Raw genomic sequence first — 15,378 nt, 5'->3', positions numbered from 1 at the left:
GAATGTTTATAACTTCCTGAATTTTAGGTTCTACTTGAGGAAATATATGAAGATATTTAATAAAATAAGCATATTGATTGCTCTGCTGCTCGTGCTCGCTGCCGGGTGTAACAAGGCTGAGACCGCAGAGGGTGTCGATACTATCAATGCTCAGGGTGTTCAGGATATTATTGCCAAGAATAAAGGCAAGGTTGTGCTGGTCAACTTTTGGGCCACATGGTGTCCTCCCTGCCGTGCGGAGATTCCTGAACTTATTGAGTTGCGCAAGAAATTCTCTGACGATGATCTGGTAATGATCAGTGTTTCTGTTGATCAGGACAGTAATGCTGTGGACGAATTTATGCTTAAGGGCGAGAAGTTCAACTATCCGGTTTACTTTGCAGCCGAGGATGTTGGTCCTGCTTTCAGAATTCAGTCTATCCCCAGAACCATGATGTACGATCCTGCGGGCCAGCGGGTTTTTGATAAGGAAGGAAGCTATCCCGGGGCCATGTTTGAAAGATATATAAATAAGATGTTAAAGGATCGGTAGACGCGGATGGTTAAGATAAGAAAAGCCTCGATGGGGGATGCCAAGGATATCCATACCATCATCAAGGACCGGACAAGAGACGCTATGGTTTTGCCCCGGCCTTTGAACTCTATTTACGGACATTTGCGTGATTTTTTTGTAGCCGAAGATGAAGACGGCAAAATAATCGGCTGTTGTGCACTTGCCATAAGCTGGGATTGTCTGGCAGAAGTGCGGTCTTTGGTTGTTGTGCCTGAAGCACGGGGCTCCAATCTGGGAGCACAGATGGTGGAAGCCTGTATTCAGGAAGCGCGTGAACTGGGTGTTTGCGACGTATTTGTATTGACTAATATTGAGAAATTCTTTGCAAAGCTTGGTTTTGTGGAGACAGATAAGCATGTCTTGCCCCAGAAGATCTGGGCCGATTGTATTAACTGTCCCCAGTTCCCGGATTGTGATGAAATTCCAATGATCATGAAACTGAAATAAATAAGGAAAACTGTCATGGGCCATAGCCTCAAAGAAGTTTATTCCAAAGAAATAATTGCTGAAAGAATCAAAGTGCTGGGTAAGGAAATATCCGAAACCTACGGTCAGGAACCTCTGGTCTGCGTCTGCGTACTCAAAGGTGCATACCTCTTTTTTGCGGATATCACCCGTGCCCTTTCTTCTGATCCTGAAATTGATTTCGTACGTCTCTCCAGCTACGGAGCGGGAACCAGCCGTACCGGAAACATGAATTTTTCCAAGGATCTCGAAGTATCCATTGCAGACAAGCATGTACTGATCATCGAAGATATCGTTGATACCGGACACTCTGTTGAGTTTCTTAAGCATGTGTTTGAAAAACGTAACCCGCTGAGCGTGAAAACCTGTGCTCTGATTGATAAAAGAGAGCGTCGTGAGATTGATCTGGAAGTTGAATTTCCCGGTTTCGTTCTCGACCATGGCTTTCTTGTGGGATACGGAATGGACTATGCTGAAAAATACAGGTATTTAAGTGCAGTGTATGAACTTGAGAATGCCTAGATTTTAGGCTATTTGTTCTTAAAGTTGTAATAAATAGAGTCGGTTAAACCTATTCAATGGCAGGTATAGTGGTCCATGATTATTACGTGTTCAAATTGCGAGACCAAATTCAATTTACCGGAAAGTAAGATTCCGGCAAGCGGAGCTAAGGTTAAATGCTCCAAATGCGGAAATATTTTTAAGGTAACTCCTCCCGCTCCCGAGCCGGAGGATGAAGTTGAGTCCATGCTTGAAGAGGAGCAGTCCAAACCTGCACCGGAACCGAAACCGGAACCCAAGCCTGAACCCGAGCCTCAGCCAGAACCCGAACCAGAGCCGGAGCCTGAACCAGATTTTGATGATGACCTCTTTGATGAGGCTGCTGATGAATTGGGCGATGAACTGGGTGATGATCCGTTCGGTGATATTGGAGCTGATGGGTCGGATGAAGCGCCTGCTGCGGATGATTCTGATGACCTTGAAGATGATCTTTTCGGTTCTGACGATAATTCCGATGATGCTGAAATCGGAGCCGACCTTTTTGACGACGATGACCCTTTTGCAGAGCCTGCCGCTGAGGAAGCACCTGCGGAAGAAGATGACTTTGATATAGACGATGAGCTATTTGGCAGCGATGATGACGAAGCCGAAGAAGTTGCCGCGCCCGCCGAAGGCGCAGAAGCCGAAGAGGAAAGCGATGACCTCTTCGACGATGACGACCTTTTCGGCGATGACGATGACGGTGCTGATCTTTCCGAAGACAATCTTTTCGATGATGACGAAGAGATTGAGGAAGATGACGGGACTTTCGAAGAGGAAGAGTTCTCAGAAGATTTTGAGGCTGATGAAGACTTCGAAGAAGAGGATTTCTCCGAGGATGATTTGGATGAGGATGACGGTCTTTCCCTTGATGATGGTGAAATAGCCGGATTTGACCTCGACGACGACCTCGACACTCCCCCGTCCAGGAAAGAAGGTAAGAAGAAAGGTAAAAAAGGATTGATTATTACTTTGGTCATTTTGATCCTTTTTGCTGGTGGTGCCGGGGCTGCATGGTATCTCAAGCTTTGGGAAAGCCTGCCTTTCAGTATCCCCTTTGTCGCTTCTGACGATGCCGGAACCGCGGATTCCAATGAGCCGCCTTCCAAGCGGTTCAGTAAATTCTCTTTTAAGGATTTGCGCCAGTTCTATGTCAATAATGACAAGGCCGGACAGCTGTTTATCATCGAAGGTAAAGTTGTTAACAACTTCAGCCAGCCCAAAGAGCTGATCGAAGTTGAAGCGCAGCTTTTCGATGACAAGGGACAGGTGCTTGATTCCAAACGTCTGCTTTGCGGAAATACCCTTTCCTTGTTTCAGTTGGAAGTGCAGTCCAAAGAAGAAATCGATGCCGGACTTGGCTCCAAGGTCGGCATACTCTCCAACAACACACTGCTCAAGCCGGGTATGGATACGCCTTTTATGGTCGTTTTCTTCAAGCCCTCGCCCGCAGTTAAAGAGTATGTCATCAACGTTGTAGACGCCAAGAATCCGCCTAAGAAATAGTTTTGCCTTTTAGGAATGTAGTTAATGGCGGGAGATTTGCTTTTAAGGCTAAATCTCCCGCCTTTTTATATGTGAATTTAATTTAGGGCATCCCAGTGAAAACTAAAGACGTTTTTGTTTGTACTAATTGCGGTGCGCAGGCGCTGAAATGGCAGGGCCAGTGTCCTCGTTGCGGCGAGTGGAACACTTTGCAGGAGAAGGTTGTTGTGCGCCGCAAGGGCGGTGTGACCCACGCTCCTGCGGATTCGCTTGCTGTTGCGCTGGCGGACATCCCTGTTGAGCAGACCGAAGCCCGTTCTACGGGTTTTAAGCCCCTCGATACGGTTCTGGGTAAGGGGTTTGTTCCCGGCGGTGCCGTGCTTGTGGGCGGTGAACCGGGTATTGGTAAATCTACCTTGCTGTTGCAGCTGGCTGCGGAGCAGTGCCGCATGGGCAATAAGGCGGTTTACTTTTCCGGTGAGGAATCTCTGGCCCAGATCCGGGGTAGGGCTGATCGTTTGGGAGTATTGCAGTCCGGACTGCTGGCTGTGGCATCCACCAATGCGGAAGAAGCGTTGTCCATTCTGGAGGCCCCGGAAAAACCGGACCTGATGATTATTGACTCAGTGCAGACTTTGACCTCGCCTCGTACAGACGGCATACCGGGCAGCGTCAGTCAGGTACGTGCTGTTTCTTCAGAACTTGTTGAAGCGGCCAAGAAGACCAGCACCACGCTGGTTATCGTGGGCCATGTGACTAAGGATGGGCAGATTGCCGGGCCGAAGCTACTGGAACATATGGTAGATACTGTGCTGTACCTTGAGGGTGACCGCAAGCACATGATGCGCATCATGCGGGTGCTCAAGAACAGATTTGGTCCCAGTGATGAACTGGTGGTTTTTTCCATGCGGCAAACCGGTATGGAAATTGTGGAAGATCCGTCTACTCTTTTTCTCGGCGACCGGGATGATTCATGTTCCGGCGCAGCTGTGGTCATGGCCATGGATGGGCATAAGCCTTTTGCTGTTGAAGTGCAGGCCCTTGCCAGCCGGACGGTGCTTTCCATTCCACGCCGTACAGCATTGGGCTTTGATACCAACAGGTTGAACCTGATTCTGGCTGTTCTGGAAAAACGTCTAAATTTGAACTTGGGTCAGCTGGATATTTATGCCAAGATCGGCGGCGGCCTGGCCATGCGTGATCCCGGACTTGATCTGGGTGTTGTGGCAGCAGTGCTGTCTTCATTTTATGACCGTCCCTTGCAGCCCGGAGCAGTGTTCTGGGGTGAGGTGGACCTGAACGGGCGTATCCGGCCAGCATCAGGCGGTGAAACAAGACTCAAGCAGGCTGAGCGGCTTGGCTACGGACCCATTTTCCAGTCCACTACTTGTCGCACACTGGATGAATTGCAGGCAAAGTTGTTTGGTCCTGAATAAGTAATTTAGGAAAATTATATGAAAAAAGTATTTCTCGTTGCCGGGGCACGACCCAATTTGATGAAAGTCGCGCCTATCTTTCGTGCAGCCCGTGATCTTGAGGGCGTAGAGTGCCAGATGGTTTATACCGGGCAGCATTATGATCGCCAGATGTCGCAGGTTTTCTTTGAGGATCTGGATATTCCCAAGCCCAAGTTCAATATGGGCAAATCTACCGGAACCCATGCGGAGCAGACCGGGGCAATCATGATCGCTTTCGAGAAAATGTGCATGGAAGAAAAGCCGGACCTTGTTGTTGTGGTGGGTGATGTAAACTCCACGCTGGCCTGTTCGGTCACTGCACGTAAACTGCATATCCCGGTGGCTCACGTTGAGGCCGGACTGCGCAGTGGCGATATGGACATGCCTGAGGAAATCAACCGCATGGTTACCGATTCCATCAGTAATCTGTTCTTTACCACTGAAGATCATGGTCGGGAGAACCTGCTTCGCGAGGGTAAGGAGGCGGATACGATTTTTCATGTGGGTAACGTGATGATCGATAATCTTTTCCACAACGTGGACCGCTTGGGGCCGGAAGTTGTTTCCGATTACCAGAGTCGCGAGCTGAAGGAGAAGATTGGTCGCTATGGATTTATGACCATGCACCGTCCTTCCAATGTGGATAACCGTGATGTTTTGGAAGGGATTATTGAGGCTTTGAACAAGATTGCCGAAGACCTGCCTCTGCTTTTCCCCATCCATCCGCGTACAGAGAAAATGATGGCCCAGTTCGGAATATCCTTCTCTGAAAACGTGCACACCTTTCCGCCTCTTTCTTTCAGGGAATCCCTGTACTTGTGGAAAGATGCGCAGGTGGTCATCACTGATAGCGGCGGATTGCAGGAAGAGACAACCGCACTGGGTGTGCCTTGCGTGACTGTGCGTAAAAACACCGAACGTCCGGTGACAATAGAGAAAGGTACCAACGTTTTGGCCGGAATTTTGGGTGAGGATATCCTGCGTGAAGCTCAAGCTGCCCAGAAAAAGACCGGTAATCCCGCTCCGAAGATTGATGGCTGGGATGGTCATGCTTCTGAGCGTATCTGGAAAGTCCTGCTGGATTTTCTGGGCTGATCTGATTTGATTGAAAGTTATTAAGACAACCCGTCTCTGGTTTCAGGGACGGGTTTTTTCGTTGTTTAAACAATGGAAAATTCATGGGTGCTCGTGTTAAGGTGCGGCAGAAATTGAAAAAGGGGATATTTATGAAATCTTGTTGCCGTTGCATCTTTTTAGCTTTGACTCTTTCATTATTGCTGATTCAGCAGGGCTTTGCATCCAATATCTTCCCGCTGGAGCCGCCGGATACTTCCAGTCCTCGGGCAACTTTTTCCAGCTTTATCCACTATACAGATAAGCTTTATGAAGCGGCTACGGCTGCTGAGGAAGATTTGTTTCTTGCAAAAGAGTTTATGCAACGGGCAGAGCGTTGTTTTGACTTTAGTAGGGTCCCTCCCACCTTGCTCAGCGATGTAAGCATTGAATCTGTTTTAAGGTTGCGGGAGATTCTGGACCGTATTGAGTTGCCTGATCTGGCTGACGTGCCTGATAAAGTTGAAGCAAAGAAGCAAAAAATCCTGCTCTGGCGTATCCCGCACACTGAAATCACCATCGGGCGCTGTCCAGACGGTCCGCGCATGGGGTCATATTTATTCACCCCTGAAACTGTACGGCGGTTGGAAGAGTATTATGAAGAGGTGGGGCATTTGCCTTACCGCAGCGATAAGGGTGAGGACTACACCGGTTTTTATGAGCAGTATATTTATTCTTCAGGATGGATGATTCCGGACGGTTTTTTAAAGAAGCTTCCCGAATGGATGAAGGCGGGCTATCTGGGGCAGGCTATCTGGCAATGGATTGCAATGGTCATGATTCTGCTTCTGGGAGACCTTAGTATGTGGCTTGTCTGGCTCTGGCATAAGAAACAGAAAGACAGGAGTCGCAAGTGGAATTGGAGATTGGAAAGATTGTTATTTCCGCTTTATGCCATGCTTATCTGCATTGTCATGGAATATTTTATTGATGAGCAGATCAATATTACCGGCGATGTTCTTTCATGGGTCTCCATGATGCTGAAATTGCTTTTTGCCATTTTTGCGGGTGTTGCCATCATCATAGGCGGCGATGTGATCATGCGCGGCATTATCCATACCTCCAAGATCAAGGAAGAGGCTCTTGATGCTGATGTCATCCGGTTGGGTTGCCGACTAGTTTCATTTGGACTTGTGTTTGTGCTTTTCTACAACGCAGGCAGTTATTTTGGTATTCCGGTTACGGCTATCTTTGCTTCGGCAGGTATTGCCGGTGTCGCTGTTGCTTTGGCTGCCCGTGAAACTCTGGCCAACTTCTTCGGCGGGGTTTCTATCTTCTTGGATCGTCCTTTCAGGGCTGGTGATTACATTGTGCTTGATAATGGCGACCGGGGTGAGGTCAAGGCTGTGGGTATGCGCAGTACCCGGATTCAGACCCGTGATGACATTATGATTACCATTCCCAACTCGGTCATTACCAACGGCAAGGTCGTCAACCAAAGCCGGCCTCATCCTCATTTCAGGGTGCGTATCAAACTCGGAGTGGCTTATGGTTCTGATGTAGATCAAGTGGAAGCGATTTTGATGGAATTGGCTGAGAATAACGAGCTTTCTATTGCCAAGCCTGAGCCTCGGGTCAGGTTCCGCAGGTTCGGAGATTCCGCACTTGAGTTTGAGCTGCTCTGCTGGGCCGCACGGCCCCATGACCGGGGTAGGCTGATCCATACCCTCAGTCGCGATATCTACAAGCGTTTCAATACAGAAGGTATCGTTATTCCTTTCCCGCAGCAGGATGTGTATCTGCATAGGTCGGAGGATTAGACTTTATGGGCAATGAAAGGAATATCCGGTTGTTTCGTGGAGAGGTCTTCCGGGAGGATAGAGAGAAACTTAACGGGCATAAGTCTGCGGTTTTCTGGTTTACCGGGCTTTCCGGTTCTGGAAAATCAACTATTGCCCACAGGGTGGAAAAAGAGCTTTTTGACCGTTCCATGCGCGCCTATGTATTTGACGGCGATAATGTCCGCCATGGATTGTGCGGGGATCTGAGTTTTTCCCCGGCTGCCCGGACAGAGAACATCAGGCGCATAGCCGAAGTTTCCAAGTTATTCACTGAGAACGGGACAATTTGTATGTGCGCGTTCATCTCTCCTTTGGAAGAATATCGTCAATTGGCCCGTGAAGTAGTTGGAGAAGGTGATTACTATGAAATTTTGGTCACCTGTCCGCTGGAAGTGTGTGAAGAGCGGGATGCAAAGGGGTACTACAAATTAGCCCGTGAGGGTAAGATTAGGAATTACACCGGGATATCGGCCCCATATGAAGTCCCTGAAAGTCCTGACTTGATTGTTGAGACAGATAAAGAAACGCTTGAGGAATCAGTGAGAAGGGTGAAGGAGTTTATCCTTGAAAAGGTGAGTTTTTAAGAGTGCGGGTTACAAAATGAAAAAAACTCCCCGAAAATATATTTCGGGGAGTTTTTTAATATTTAAGTACAGCTCCGGACCAACTAAGGCCGATCCCGAAGCCGAAGAGCATGATCGTGTCTCCACGCTTGAGCTTACCCTTTGCTTCGGCCCGTTTAAGGGCGATGGGGATGGTGGAGGAGGTTGTATTACCTACCTCGTACAAATCCATGATCATTTTATCTTCCGGGATATCAAGTTTATTCGCGAGAGATTCAAGGACCTTGTTACTGGCCTGATGGAAGACGAAAAGGTCAATTCCATCCATGCCAGCTCCGGCCTGCTCGGCTAGTTTCCTGATCTCGTTAGGAATGGTTTTTACTGTGAATTGAAAAACCTTGAATCCGTCCATTTGCATGTCCGGTTTAGCGATGGGAGCGTCAGACTCTTTTCCGGTTACAACGCTGATTCCTGAGTTGAGGCAGCGTATGGATTCACTGCGGCTTCCATCAGTGCCGAACAGAAATGACGGCGCAGCTTTAGGTTTATCGATAATTGTTGCAGCTGCACCATCTGAAAATATAAGGAAAGATGTCTTGTTTTCAGGGTCGATTGTCTTGGAGTAGTTATCCACAGTTACAAAGAGGACCCGTTCAGAAATCCCGGCAGCCATGTAGCCGTAGGCAATAGAAAGTCCGTAACAATAGCCGCTGCAACCTAGGCTTACATCAAAGCATTTGGTTGATGCCGGAAGTCCCAGCTCGTGTTGCAGGCAGGCGGAAACATGTGGCAGCAGCTGATCTGGGGTCTGGGTGCAGACAATCAATGTGTCGGGCAGTTCTTCTGCAGATAGTCCAGACAGAACTTTTGAGGCGGCTTTATGGGCCATTTGCAGGGTTGTTTCGTCTTTAGCTGAGTGGTGCAGGTAGCGCACACCTGTTTTGGGAAGTGAATTGCGCACATGCCAATGCGGCTTGGTTTTATCCAGCTCATGGCAGTCAATGGTGTGTTCAGGGAGATAGTATTCTATATTATTGATAAAGCTGTTCATTGCTCTTGCAACTGTATTGCGCTTGTTGTCTTCAAAAGAAGGTAGTTAAGGATAAAGTAGTATCGGATAAGTGATAGGCCGGGGATGGTTCTAATAGCGAGATTTTATGCGCTAGGCAAGCTTGCAGGGAAAAATAATATACCTTCTCTGGTGTATATAAAATGTCCGGCGTATCAAAGACACGCCGGACATATGTTGTATGTGTTCGTAATGCAGGTAATTATTTACTTTCGTTGATCGTTTTTATTGCCTGTGGAAGGAATATAGAGAAAATATCATGAAGTCCGGCCATTAGTTTGCCGGCATTGTTGCCGGTATTGGCCATGTCCTTTTTTTGCTTGGATGTATAGTTCTTGGCAAAAAGTAGTTTGTTGTTTTTGCTGACCATGCCGTCCAGACGGACTTTGTAGTTCATTTCAAGCTGGCCGGGGCGGTTGATATATACCTTGTTGGCAATACCGGTGATGATGAAATGGTCTCCTGCATCGTCCATGCTTTCGAAATACTCCACGTCCAGCCCTTCAGCCTTGAGCTGTTTGTACAACGACTGTCCCATCCAGGTTCCAATGTCGATTGAAGGGTAGTAGGTAAAAAGTTTGCTTTGCCCAATTTTTTTGATGGGCTTGCTTTCAGTGAATTTTACGACAGCAATTTTTACAGGACATGGAGGAAGATCAATGTCTATAGGGGTGTATCTCAGCTCTAGGGTTGTATCTTTCATATTTGAATCTGCGCAAAGCCCTGCATTGGGAAAAGCTAAAATTATTAAGAGCAGGGTAGCAAAATACAAGGTCGTTTTTTTCATGATTTCTCCCGTGTTATTTGATGTCGTGGTTATGAGAATGTACTTAGTACCAATTTAATTGATCTAAGTTGTTTTTGTCAAAGTTGTTTTTGGGGATAGCTGTTGTTTGAGGTGTGAACTTGACCAGGGCTACGGGCTGGTTTACTTGCAGGCTGGCCGTGAGTGTTTTTGGGCGGCCGTTATTTCGCGTTTACTTAGTCTGGACTTTATATGTTGGTTATGCTCTATTTCCGTGCCTTCCGGCAGTTATGGTCGTTTGAAAAAAGATTTGTGAGCTTTTTAAAGTGAAAGATATATCATCAATTAATCCTAAGAAGATACTTGTCTGCCAATTGCGCCAGATAGGCGATGTTGTGTTGGCAACTCCCTCTGTTTCTCTCCTCCATAAAAAATATCCTGATGCTGAAATTCATGTTCTTACCGAGGAAAAATGTACACAGGTATTTGATAACAACCCGGCAGTCAGCCATGTCTGGGCGATAAAGAAAAAAAAGTTGCGTAATCCATTAAAAGCTCTGGCTTTTTATTGGAAGGTCGGACGGGCTGGGTACGACATTATTGTTGATTTTCAGCAGCTTCCCCGTTGCCGTTGGGTTGTGCTTTTCAGTGATGCCCCGATCAAGCTTGCCGACATGCCGCCGTGGTATAACCGTTGGTTGTACACTCATTGGCCTGAATATATTCCGGGAGGATACGCAGCCATGTATAAGGCCGGAGTGTTGAAGCCGCTTGGTATTGAGTGGAACTCTGAGCGGCCTAAGATTTTTGTTTCAGATGAAGAAAAGGCAGAGGCTAATGCTTGCCTGGAGTCATTGGGTGTGGCCGAGGATGAGCCTTTGATTACAATTGACGCATCCCACAGAAGGCATACCCGCAAGTGGCCTGAAGATTATTATGGAAAATTGATCCGGTTGATTTCAGAGAAACGACCGAATTTCAAATTCTTCCTGCTCTATGGACCCGGCGAAAAAGATGTTGCCTTGAAGGTAAGGGAAGAGTCCGGAGTTGCCGATAAGTGTGTCATGGTTGAGAAACCTGGTTCTTTGAGACTTATGGCTGCATTGATTGAAAGGGCTGTTCTACATATAGGGAACTGCTCTGCTCCAAGGCATTTTGCCGTGGCTGTCGGCACACAAAGCATTGTTATGCCCGGTTCGTCCGGGAGCTGGGTTTTTCCTTCTCCCGAACATGAGGAAGTTGTTGCTGGGTTGGACTGTGAACCCTGTGGCCGGGAAAGTTGTGACCGGGGCGATTTGGGGTGCCTGACAAAAGTTCTGCCGGAAGATGTTCTTTTAAGGGTTTTAGATAGGGTGTAAACCTGCTACAAGGGGATTCTCTTGAGTGGGATGTTCGGTTTGATCCTTTTCAAGTGCTTTAATAATTGAACAAATGGATAGATAGCAAAGCGTATGGTTTATGATTTTTTCGTAAATCGAATCTTGAAAGGGATTTGGTGCCAATTTAAATGGGGGGCGATCAGCCTCACCGATCCAATCTTTTACCTGTTCTTTTCTTTGGGTTTTGTGGGACTTTATGTCCCGGAGCCTGACCTTCATCTTTCGTTGAAGCTATTGTTTCTGAAAGCTCTGTTTGAGGAGTTCTTTTTCAGGTTTCTGCTTCAAGAAGGAATTGATCGTCTTTTGAAGTACAGGTGGAGACTGGGGCCGCTTAGCCTAGCTAACCTTTTGGCTTCTTTGACTTTTGCCTGCATGCATTTGATTCATCAACCTACTCATTGGGCCTTGCTTACTTTTTTCCCGTCGCTTGCTTTCGGTTACATGTGGCAAAGATACCGCAGCTTGGTTTCAGCTACTCTCATCCACTTTGCCTACAATGCGTTTTTGTTTTATCAGTTTATGTGATCCCATCCGGAGATGGGAAAACTTGACGGGCTTTTACAAGTGTAGGATGTTTGCAGGGATGCAATTCTTTAAATGTTAGAACTTATAAATTTTCGGCTGGATGGCTGATAATTATATGTAGATAAAAATGATTCTTACCGGATTCCGGTGGAGATTATGGCGCTGAATATGCTGAAGACTTTTTGTAAATTTGTTGTGGGTCTGGTTTTATCCATGGTTATTATGGTTTCTGCAGCCGTGGCTCAGCCTGAAGGCGGCAATGGAGTCCATGCCAATCTTGAGAGTATTTCCCTTGTCGAATTTATTAAATTTGTTGGCCGTTACACCGGCAGGAACATTGTTTTTCAAAAAGGAGCCTTGCCCGGCTCCCATATCAGCATTTATGCCGGACAGTCTCTTACTGAACCGGAGTTGATGGCTGTTTTCCAAGAGGTCTTGAGCGGGGCGGGCTTTCACGCGGTTACTAGGGATAATGTGACTTATGTTTTGCCGATGCGTGATGCAAAGCTTATTTCTCCTGATATCAAGGCTTCACCTTCACAGGGAAATGGTGAAGAGATAATTACCTCAGTTTTTCAGCTTGAAGGGAAAATGGATCCGGCTAAGGTCCAAACTGTTCTGGCGCAGGTTTCGTCCCGTATTGGACGGGTTACACCTGTCCCCATGGCTGATGCGGTTATGGTTCGGGATTTACAGAACAATGTTAATAAGATGAAGAAATTGCTGGGCATTTTGAAAAGAGCGGGTGCCGAGCAGGAGTCGACTTTAATTGAGTTGGACAAGTCCAGTGCTAAAACTGTGGCTACTAAACTGACTTCATTTTATAAAAAATTGTCCACAGCCGGAAAAACCGGAACTCCTCCGGTGATTGAATCTCTGGACTGGGCTAACAGCTTGCTTGTCTCTGGAAGCAGCGACCAGATCGATACCATTAAAAGACTTATTTCCAAGCTTGATAAGGGCAGCGATGCCTACTCAAAGATGAAAATATACAGGCTGCATAATATTGAAGCAGTTGTAGCTGGTGATGTTTTGAAAAGCCTCGTTACCGGGGGCGGGATTCCGTCTTCCAGTAGGTCCGGGGAAGGCGAATCCAAATCAGCCTCTGGCTCCTCTTCCAAGTCCTCTAATTCCCGGACAACTTCGAGTTCTGGAGATTCTGATGACATCCAGGTCTCTGCTGATGAAACAACCAATACTCTTATTGTGATGGCCAGCGCAGATCAATTGCCGCAGATCGATAACTTCGTAGAGCAATTGGATCAGGCTCAGGATCAGGTTTATATTGAAGCACTTGTTCTTGAAACCACCTTGGATCACGCTAAAGAATTCGGTGTTGAATGGCAGGGTGGAATTGATTTGGGCGGCAGTGTTGCTACCTTAGGGTACACTAAAACAAAGGATAGTAACCTTTCTGCTTATGCTTCCAATCCATCCAGTGTTCCCGGGGGGTACTCCATGGGAGTACTTGGAGATACCATTTCCTATGCTGGCAAAAGTTTTCCTTCTATTGGTGCCCTGGTAAACTTTACTAAGTCCGCCACAGATTTTAATCTTATTTCTGCTCCTCAGGTTATGACTCTGGATAATGCCGAAGCAGAAATATTCGTCGGTCAGAACAGACCGTATAAAACAGGCCAAAGTACTACCAGCGGTGACGCGGTTGTTTCTACCTACGAATATAAAGATGTTGGCATCAAACTGAAGATTACTCCGAGAATCAACCGTGAAGACGGATTGATTAAACTTAAAGTGTATCAAACCTACAATACTGTTTCAGAGGCCAGTACTACTGAGTTGCCGATTACTAATGACCGTACGACTGATACCACTGTGCTTTTGGCAGATGGCTCGACCATGGTCATCGGTGGATTGATCAGGGCTGATCATACCCGGACTGAGGCAGGAGTTCCCTACCTTTCTGATTTGCCTTTGTTGGGTTGGCTTTTCAAGACAACCAGCAACAGTGGAAACAAGAACACTTTGATGGTCTTTCTTTCCGCACGTATTATCCAGACCACTGAAGGTCTTGAAGCCTTAAGTAAAGCCAAGATGGACAAATACAGGAATCAGCGTAATCGAATTAGCAATTTTATTGATGAAGAGTTTAACACCATAGGAAGTGATTCCAAGAAAAGCGGTGATAAAACTCCTTCCATCTCTGATGGCTTATAGGGCGTAACATTGAGCAATATATACGATCTCAGTTTAGTCCCACGCGAGGTGGTAGACCTTTTCCTGACATTTCCACAGCGGAATGAATTCATCCCTGTTGAAGTACAGGATAAGCAGATTAAGGTGCTTTTACAGAATGAAGCAGCTTTGCCCATGGCTGATTTTCTGGCTTGGAAAATGGGTAAGAATGTAGTTTCTGAAATTGTATCTGAAGAAGAGTTCTTCCCGTTGTTGGAACAGGCTCTTACTGTCTGGGAAGAAGAAAGCGCTATTGAGTCCGATTCGGATGACGCTGAGAGTGAGGACGGTCAGGATTTGCTGGGTTGGTCTCATGATGACGCGCCTATTGTCAGGTTAGTTAACAAGACTCTGCATCAGGCGATTTCCACCGGAGCCAGTGATATTCATTTTGAGGGGCAGGGCAATGGTTTTGTTGTTCGTTATCGTCAGGATGGCGTTCTGAAGGCTGTGAAGCGTCTGGATAAAGGGTTGCAACCAACTGTCATTGCCCGTATTAAAGTTATGGGTGAAATGGATGTTGCAGAAAGCCGTAAGCCTCAGGATGGGCGTATTTTTCTTAAGCTCGGACAGAAAGAAGTTGATGTCCGTGTTTCTACCATACCTACCATGAGTGGTGAAAAAGCTGTCCTTCGTGTGTTGGACCGATCAAAAAATATTCTCAACCTTGAAGATCTCGGGCTGAAAGGGCCGGATCTTGAACTTTTCCGAAAAGTTCTTGCCCAGCCTCATGGTATCGTACTTGTTACCGGTCCTACCGGTTCAGGTAAGACTACCAGTCTTTATGCCGGACTGAGTGAGCTTCCGCGTGATGATAAGAATATTGTCACCGTAGAAGATCCCGTTGAATACCAGCTTTCTGGAGTCAACCAGGTTCAAGTCAACAAGGCTGCCGGGATGACTTTTGCGACTACTATCCGTTCTTTCCTCAGGCAGGATCCGGATATTATCCTTGTTGGTGAGATTCGCGATCAGGAAACTGCAAGTACTGCGGTTCAGGCTTCGCTCACCGGTCACCTTGTGCTTTCCACCCTGCATACCAACGATGCGGCCACTGCAGTGACCAGAATGCTTGATATGGGCATTGAGCCGTTCCTGTTGGCTTCATCTCTTTCTCTTGTGCTTGGGCAGCGTCTGGTGCGTGTGAATTGTAAGCATTGTTCCAGAGCAGTAGAAGTTTCCGAGAATACCTATAAGCTTTTCGAGGATACTGAAGGTCTCCCCTCAACCCAGACAGCTGGAGCCGGATGTGAACATTGTAACTTCACAGGTTTCAGCGGACGTCGCGGTGTTTATGAGCTTATCCCGGTAACAGAAGATATGCGTGGCCTGATCATGGAAGTAGCATCTTCTGATCAGATTAAGGCTTACGCTAAAGAAATGGGCCGTGAAACTATGGTTGATCATGGTGTCCGGCTGGTTAGAGAGGGTGTGACCACCCTTGAAGAAGTTGTCAGGGTTACCAAGCTTTAGTCGATTGCATCCATTACTGTCGATTTTTTTTACAGGT

The 15,378-nt window shown here is 47.0% G+C and carries 14 protein-coding genes; 12 read left to right on the top strand and 2 right to left on the bottom strand.

Annotated features, from left to right (window positions below; translation table 11 throughout):
- Positions 1–46: 46 nt before the first annotated feature.
- From ACO05Z_RS19225 to cysC, 8 genes are all read left to right on the top strand, one after another.
- Positions 47–532 carry a TlpA family protein disulfide reductase gene (locus ACO05Z_RS19225; protein WP_421903806.1) on the top strand — a complete coding sequence of 162 codons (486 nt, stop codon included), beginning with the start codon at positions 47–49 and terminating at the stop codon, positions 530–532.
- 6 nt (positions 533–538) lie between these two features.
- Entirely contained in the window at positions 539–1,000 is a 462-nt protein-coding gene (locus ACO05Z_RS19220) for an N-acetyltransferase (RefSeq protein ID WP_421903805.1), read from the top strand.
- Between the two features lie 15 nt (positions 1,001–1,015).
- Positions 1,016–1,540 carry a hypoxanthine phosphoribosyltransferase gene (hpt, locus tag ACO05Z_RS19215; RefSeq protein WP_421903804.1) on the top strand — a complete coding sequence of 175 codons (525 nt, stop codon included), beginning with the start codon at positions 1,016–1,018 and terminating at the stop codon, positions 1,538–1,540.
- A gap of 75 nt (positions 1,541–1,615) precedes the next feature.
- The gene (locus ACO05Z_RS19210; RefSeq protein WP_421903803.1) at positions 1,616–3,064 is read left to right on the top strand and encodes a DUF3426 domain-containing protein; all 1,449 of its coding nucleotides are present in this window, start codon (positions 1,616–1,618) and stop codon (positions 3,062–3,064) included.
- A gap of 95 nt (positions 3,065–3,159) precedes the next feature.
- A complete protein-coding gene (gene radA / locus ACO05Z_RS19205; RefSeq protein ID WP_421903802.1) occupies positions 3,160–4,479 on the top strand; it encodes a DNA repair protein RadA in 1,320 nt (439 codons plus the stop codon).
- An 18-nt stretch (positions 4,480–4,497) separates the two neighbouring features.
- Positions 4,498–5,595, top strand: a complete 1,098-nt coding sequence (gene wecB, locus ACO05Z_RS19200) for a non-hydrolyzing UDP-N-acetylglucosamine 2-epimerase (RefSeq protein ID WP_421903801.1) — start codon at positions 4,498–4,500, stop codon at positions 5,593–5,595.
- Positions 5,596–5,726: 131 nt separating this feature from the next.
- Positions 5,727–7,373 carry a mechanosensitive ion channel family protein gene (locus ACO05Z_RS19195; protein ID WP_421903800.1) on the top strand — a complete coding sequence of 549 codons (1,647 nt, stop codon included), beginning with the start codon at positions 5,727–5,729 and terminating at the stop codon, positions 7,371–7,373.
- 5 nt (positions 7,374–7,378) lie between these two features.
- Positions 7,379–7,978: an adenylyl-sulfate kinase gene (cysC, locus tag ACO05Z_RS19190; protein WP_421903799.1), complete on the top strand. Its 600-nt coding sequence runs from the start codon at positions 7,379–7,381 to the stop codon at positions 7,976–7,978.
- Positions 7,979–8,033: 55 nt separating this feature from the next.
- Here the strand turns inward: cysC and ACO05Z_RS19185 are convergent, their stop codons facing one another.
- Together ACO05Z_RS19185 and ACO05Z_RS19180 are read right to left on the bottom strand one after the other, a co-directional pair.
- Positions 8,034–9,008: a 3-oxoacyl-ACP synthase III family protein gene (locus tag ACO05Z_RS19185; protein WP_421903798.1), complete on the bottom strand. Its 975-nt coding sequence runs from the start codon at positions 9,006–9,008 to the stop codon at positions 8,034–8,036.
- 220 nt (positions 9,009–9,228) lie between these two features.
- Positions 9,229–9,813 carry a hypothetical protein gene (locus ACO05Z_RS19180; RefSeq protein WP_421903797.1) on the bottom strand — a complete coding sequence of 195 codons (585 nt, stop codon included), beginning with the start codon at positions 9,811–9,813 and terminating at the stop codon, positions 9,229–9,231.
- A 284-nt stretch (positions 9,814–10,097) separates the two neighbouring features.
- Between ACO05Z_RS19180 and ACO05Z_RS19175 the strand changes: the two genes are divergently transcribed.
- The 4 genes from ACO05Z_RS19175 (at position 10,098) to ACO05Z_RS19160 (ending at position 15,341) form a co-directional block, all read left to right on the top strand.
- Entirely contained in the window at positions 10,098–11,129 is a 1,032-nt protein-coding gene (locus ACO05Z_RS19175; RefSeq protein ID WP_421903796.1) for a glycosyltransferase family 9 protein, read from the top strand.
- A gap of 93 nt (positions 11,130–11,222) precedes the next feature.
- Positions 11,223–11,675 (top strand): JDVT-CTERM system glutamic-type intramembrane protease MrtJ, encoded by a 453-nt coding sequence (gene mrtJ, locus ACO05Z_RS19170; protein WP_421903794.1) that lies wholly within the window; start codon positions 11,223–11,225, stop codon positions 11,673–11,675.
- 156 nt (positions 11,676–11,831) lie between these two features.
- On the top strand, positions 11,832–13,850 hold the full coding sequence (gspD, locus tag ACO05Z_RS19165) for a type II secretion system secretin GspD (protein ID WP_421903793.1): 2,019 nt from the start codon (positions 11,832–11,834) through the stop codon (positions 13,848–13,850).
- A 9-nt stretch (positions 13,851–13,859) separates the two neighbouring features.
- Positions 13,860–15,341, top strand: a complete 1,482-nt coding sequence (locus ACO05Z_RS19160; RefSeq protein ID WP_421903792.1) for a GspE/PulE family protein — start codon at positions 13,860–13,862, stop codon at positions 15,339–15,341.
- Positions 15,342–15,378 lie beyond the last annotated feature (37 nt).

Origin of the sequence: Maridesulfovibrio sp., from assembly GCF_965230075.1 — a bacterium.
Lineage (GTDB): Bacteria > Desulfobacterota > Desulfovibrionia > Desulfovibrionales > Desulfovibrionaceae > Maridesulfovibrio.
This window is presented reverse-complemented; position numbering and strand designations above follow the sequence as displayed.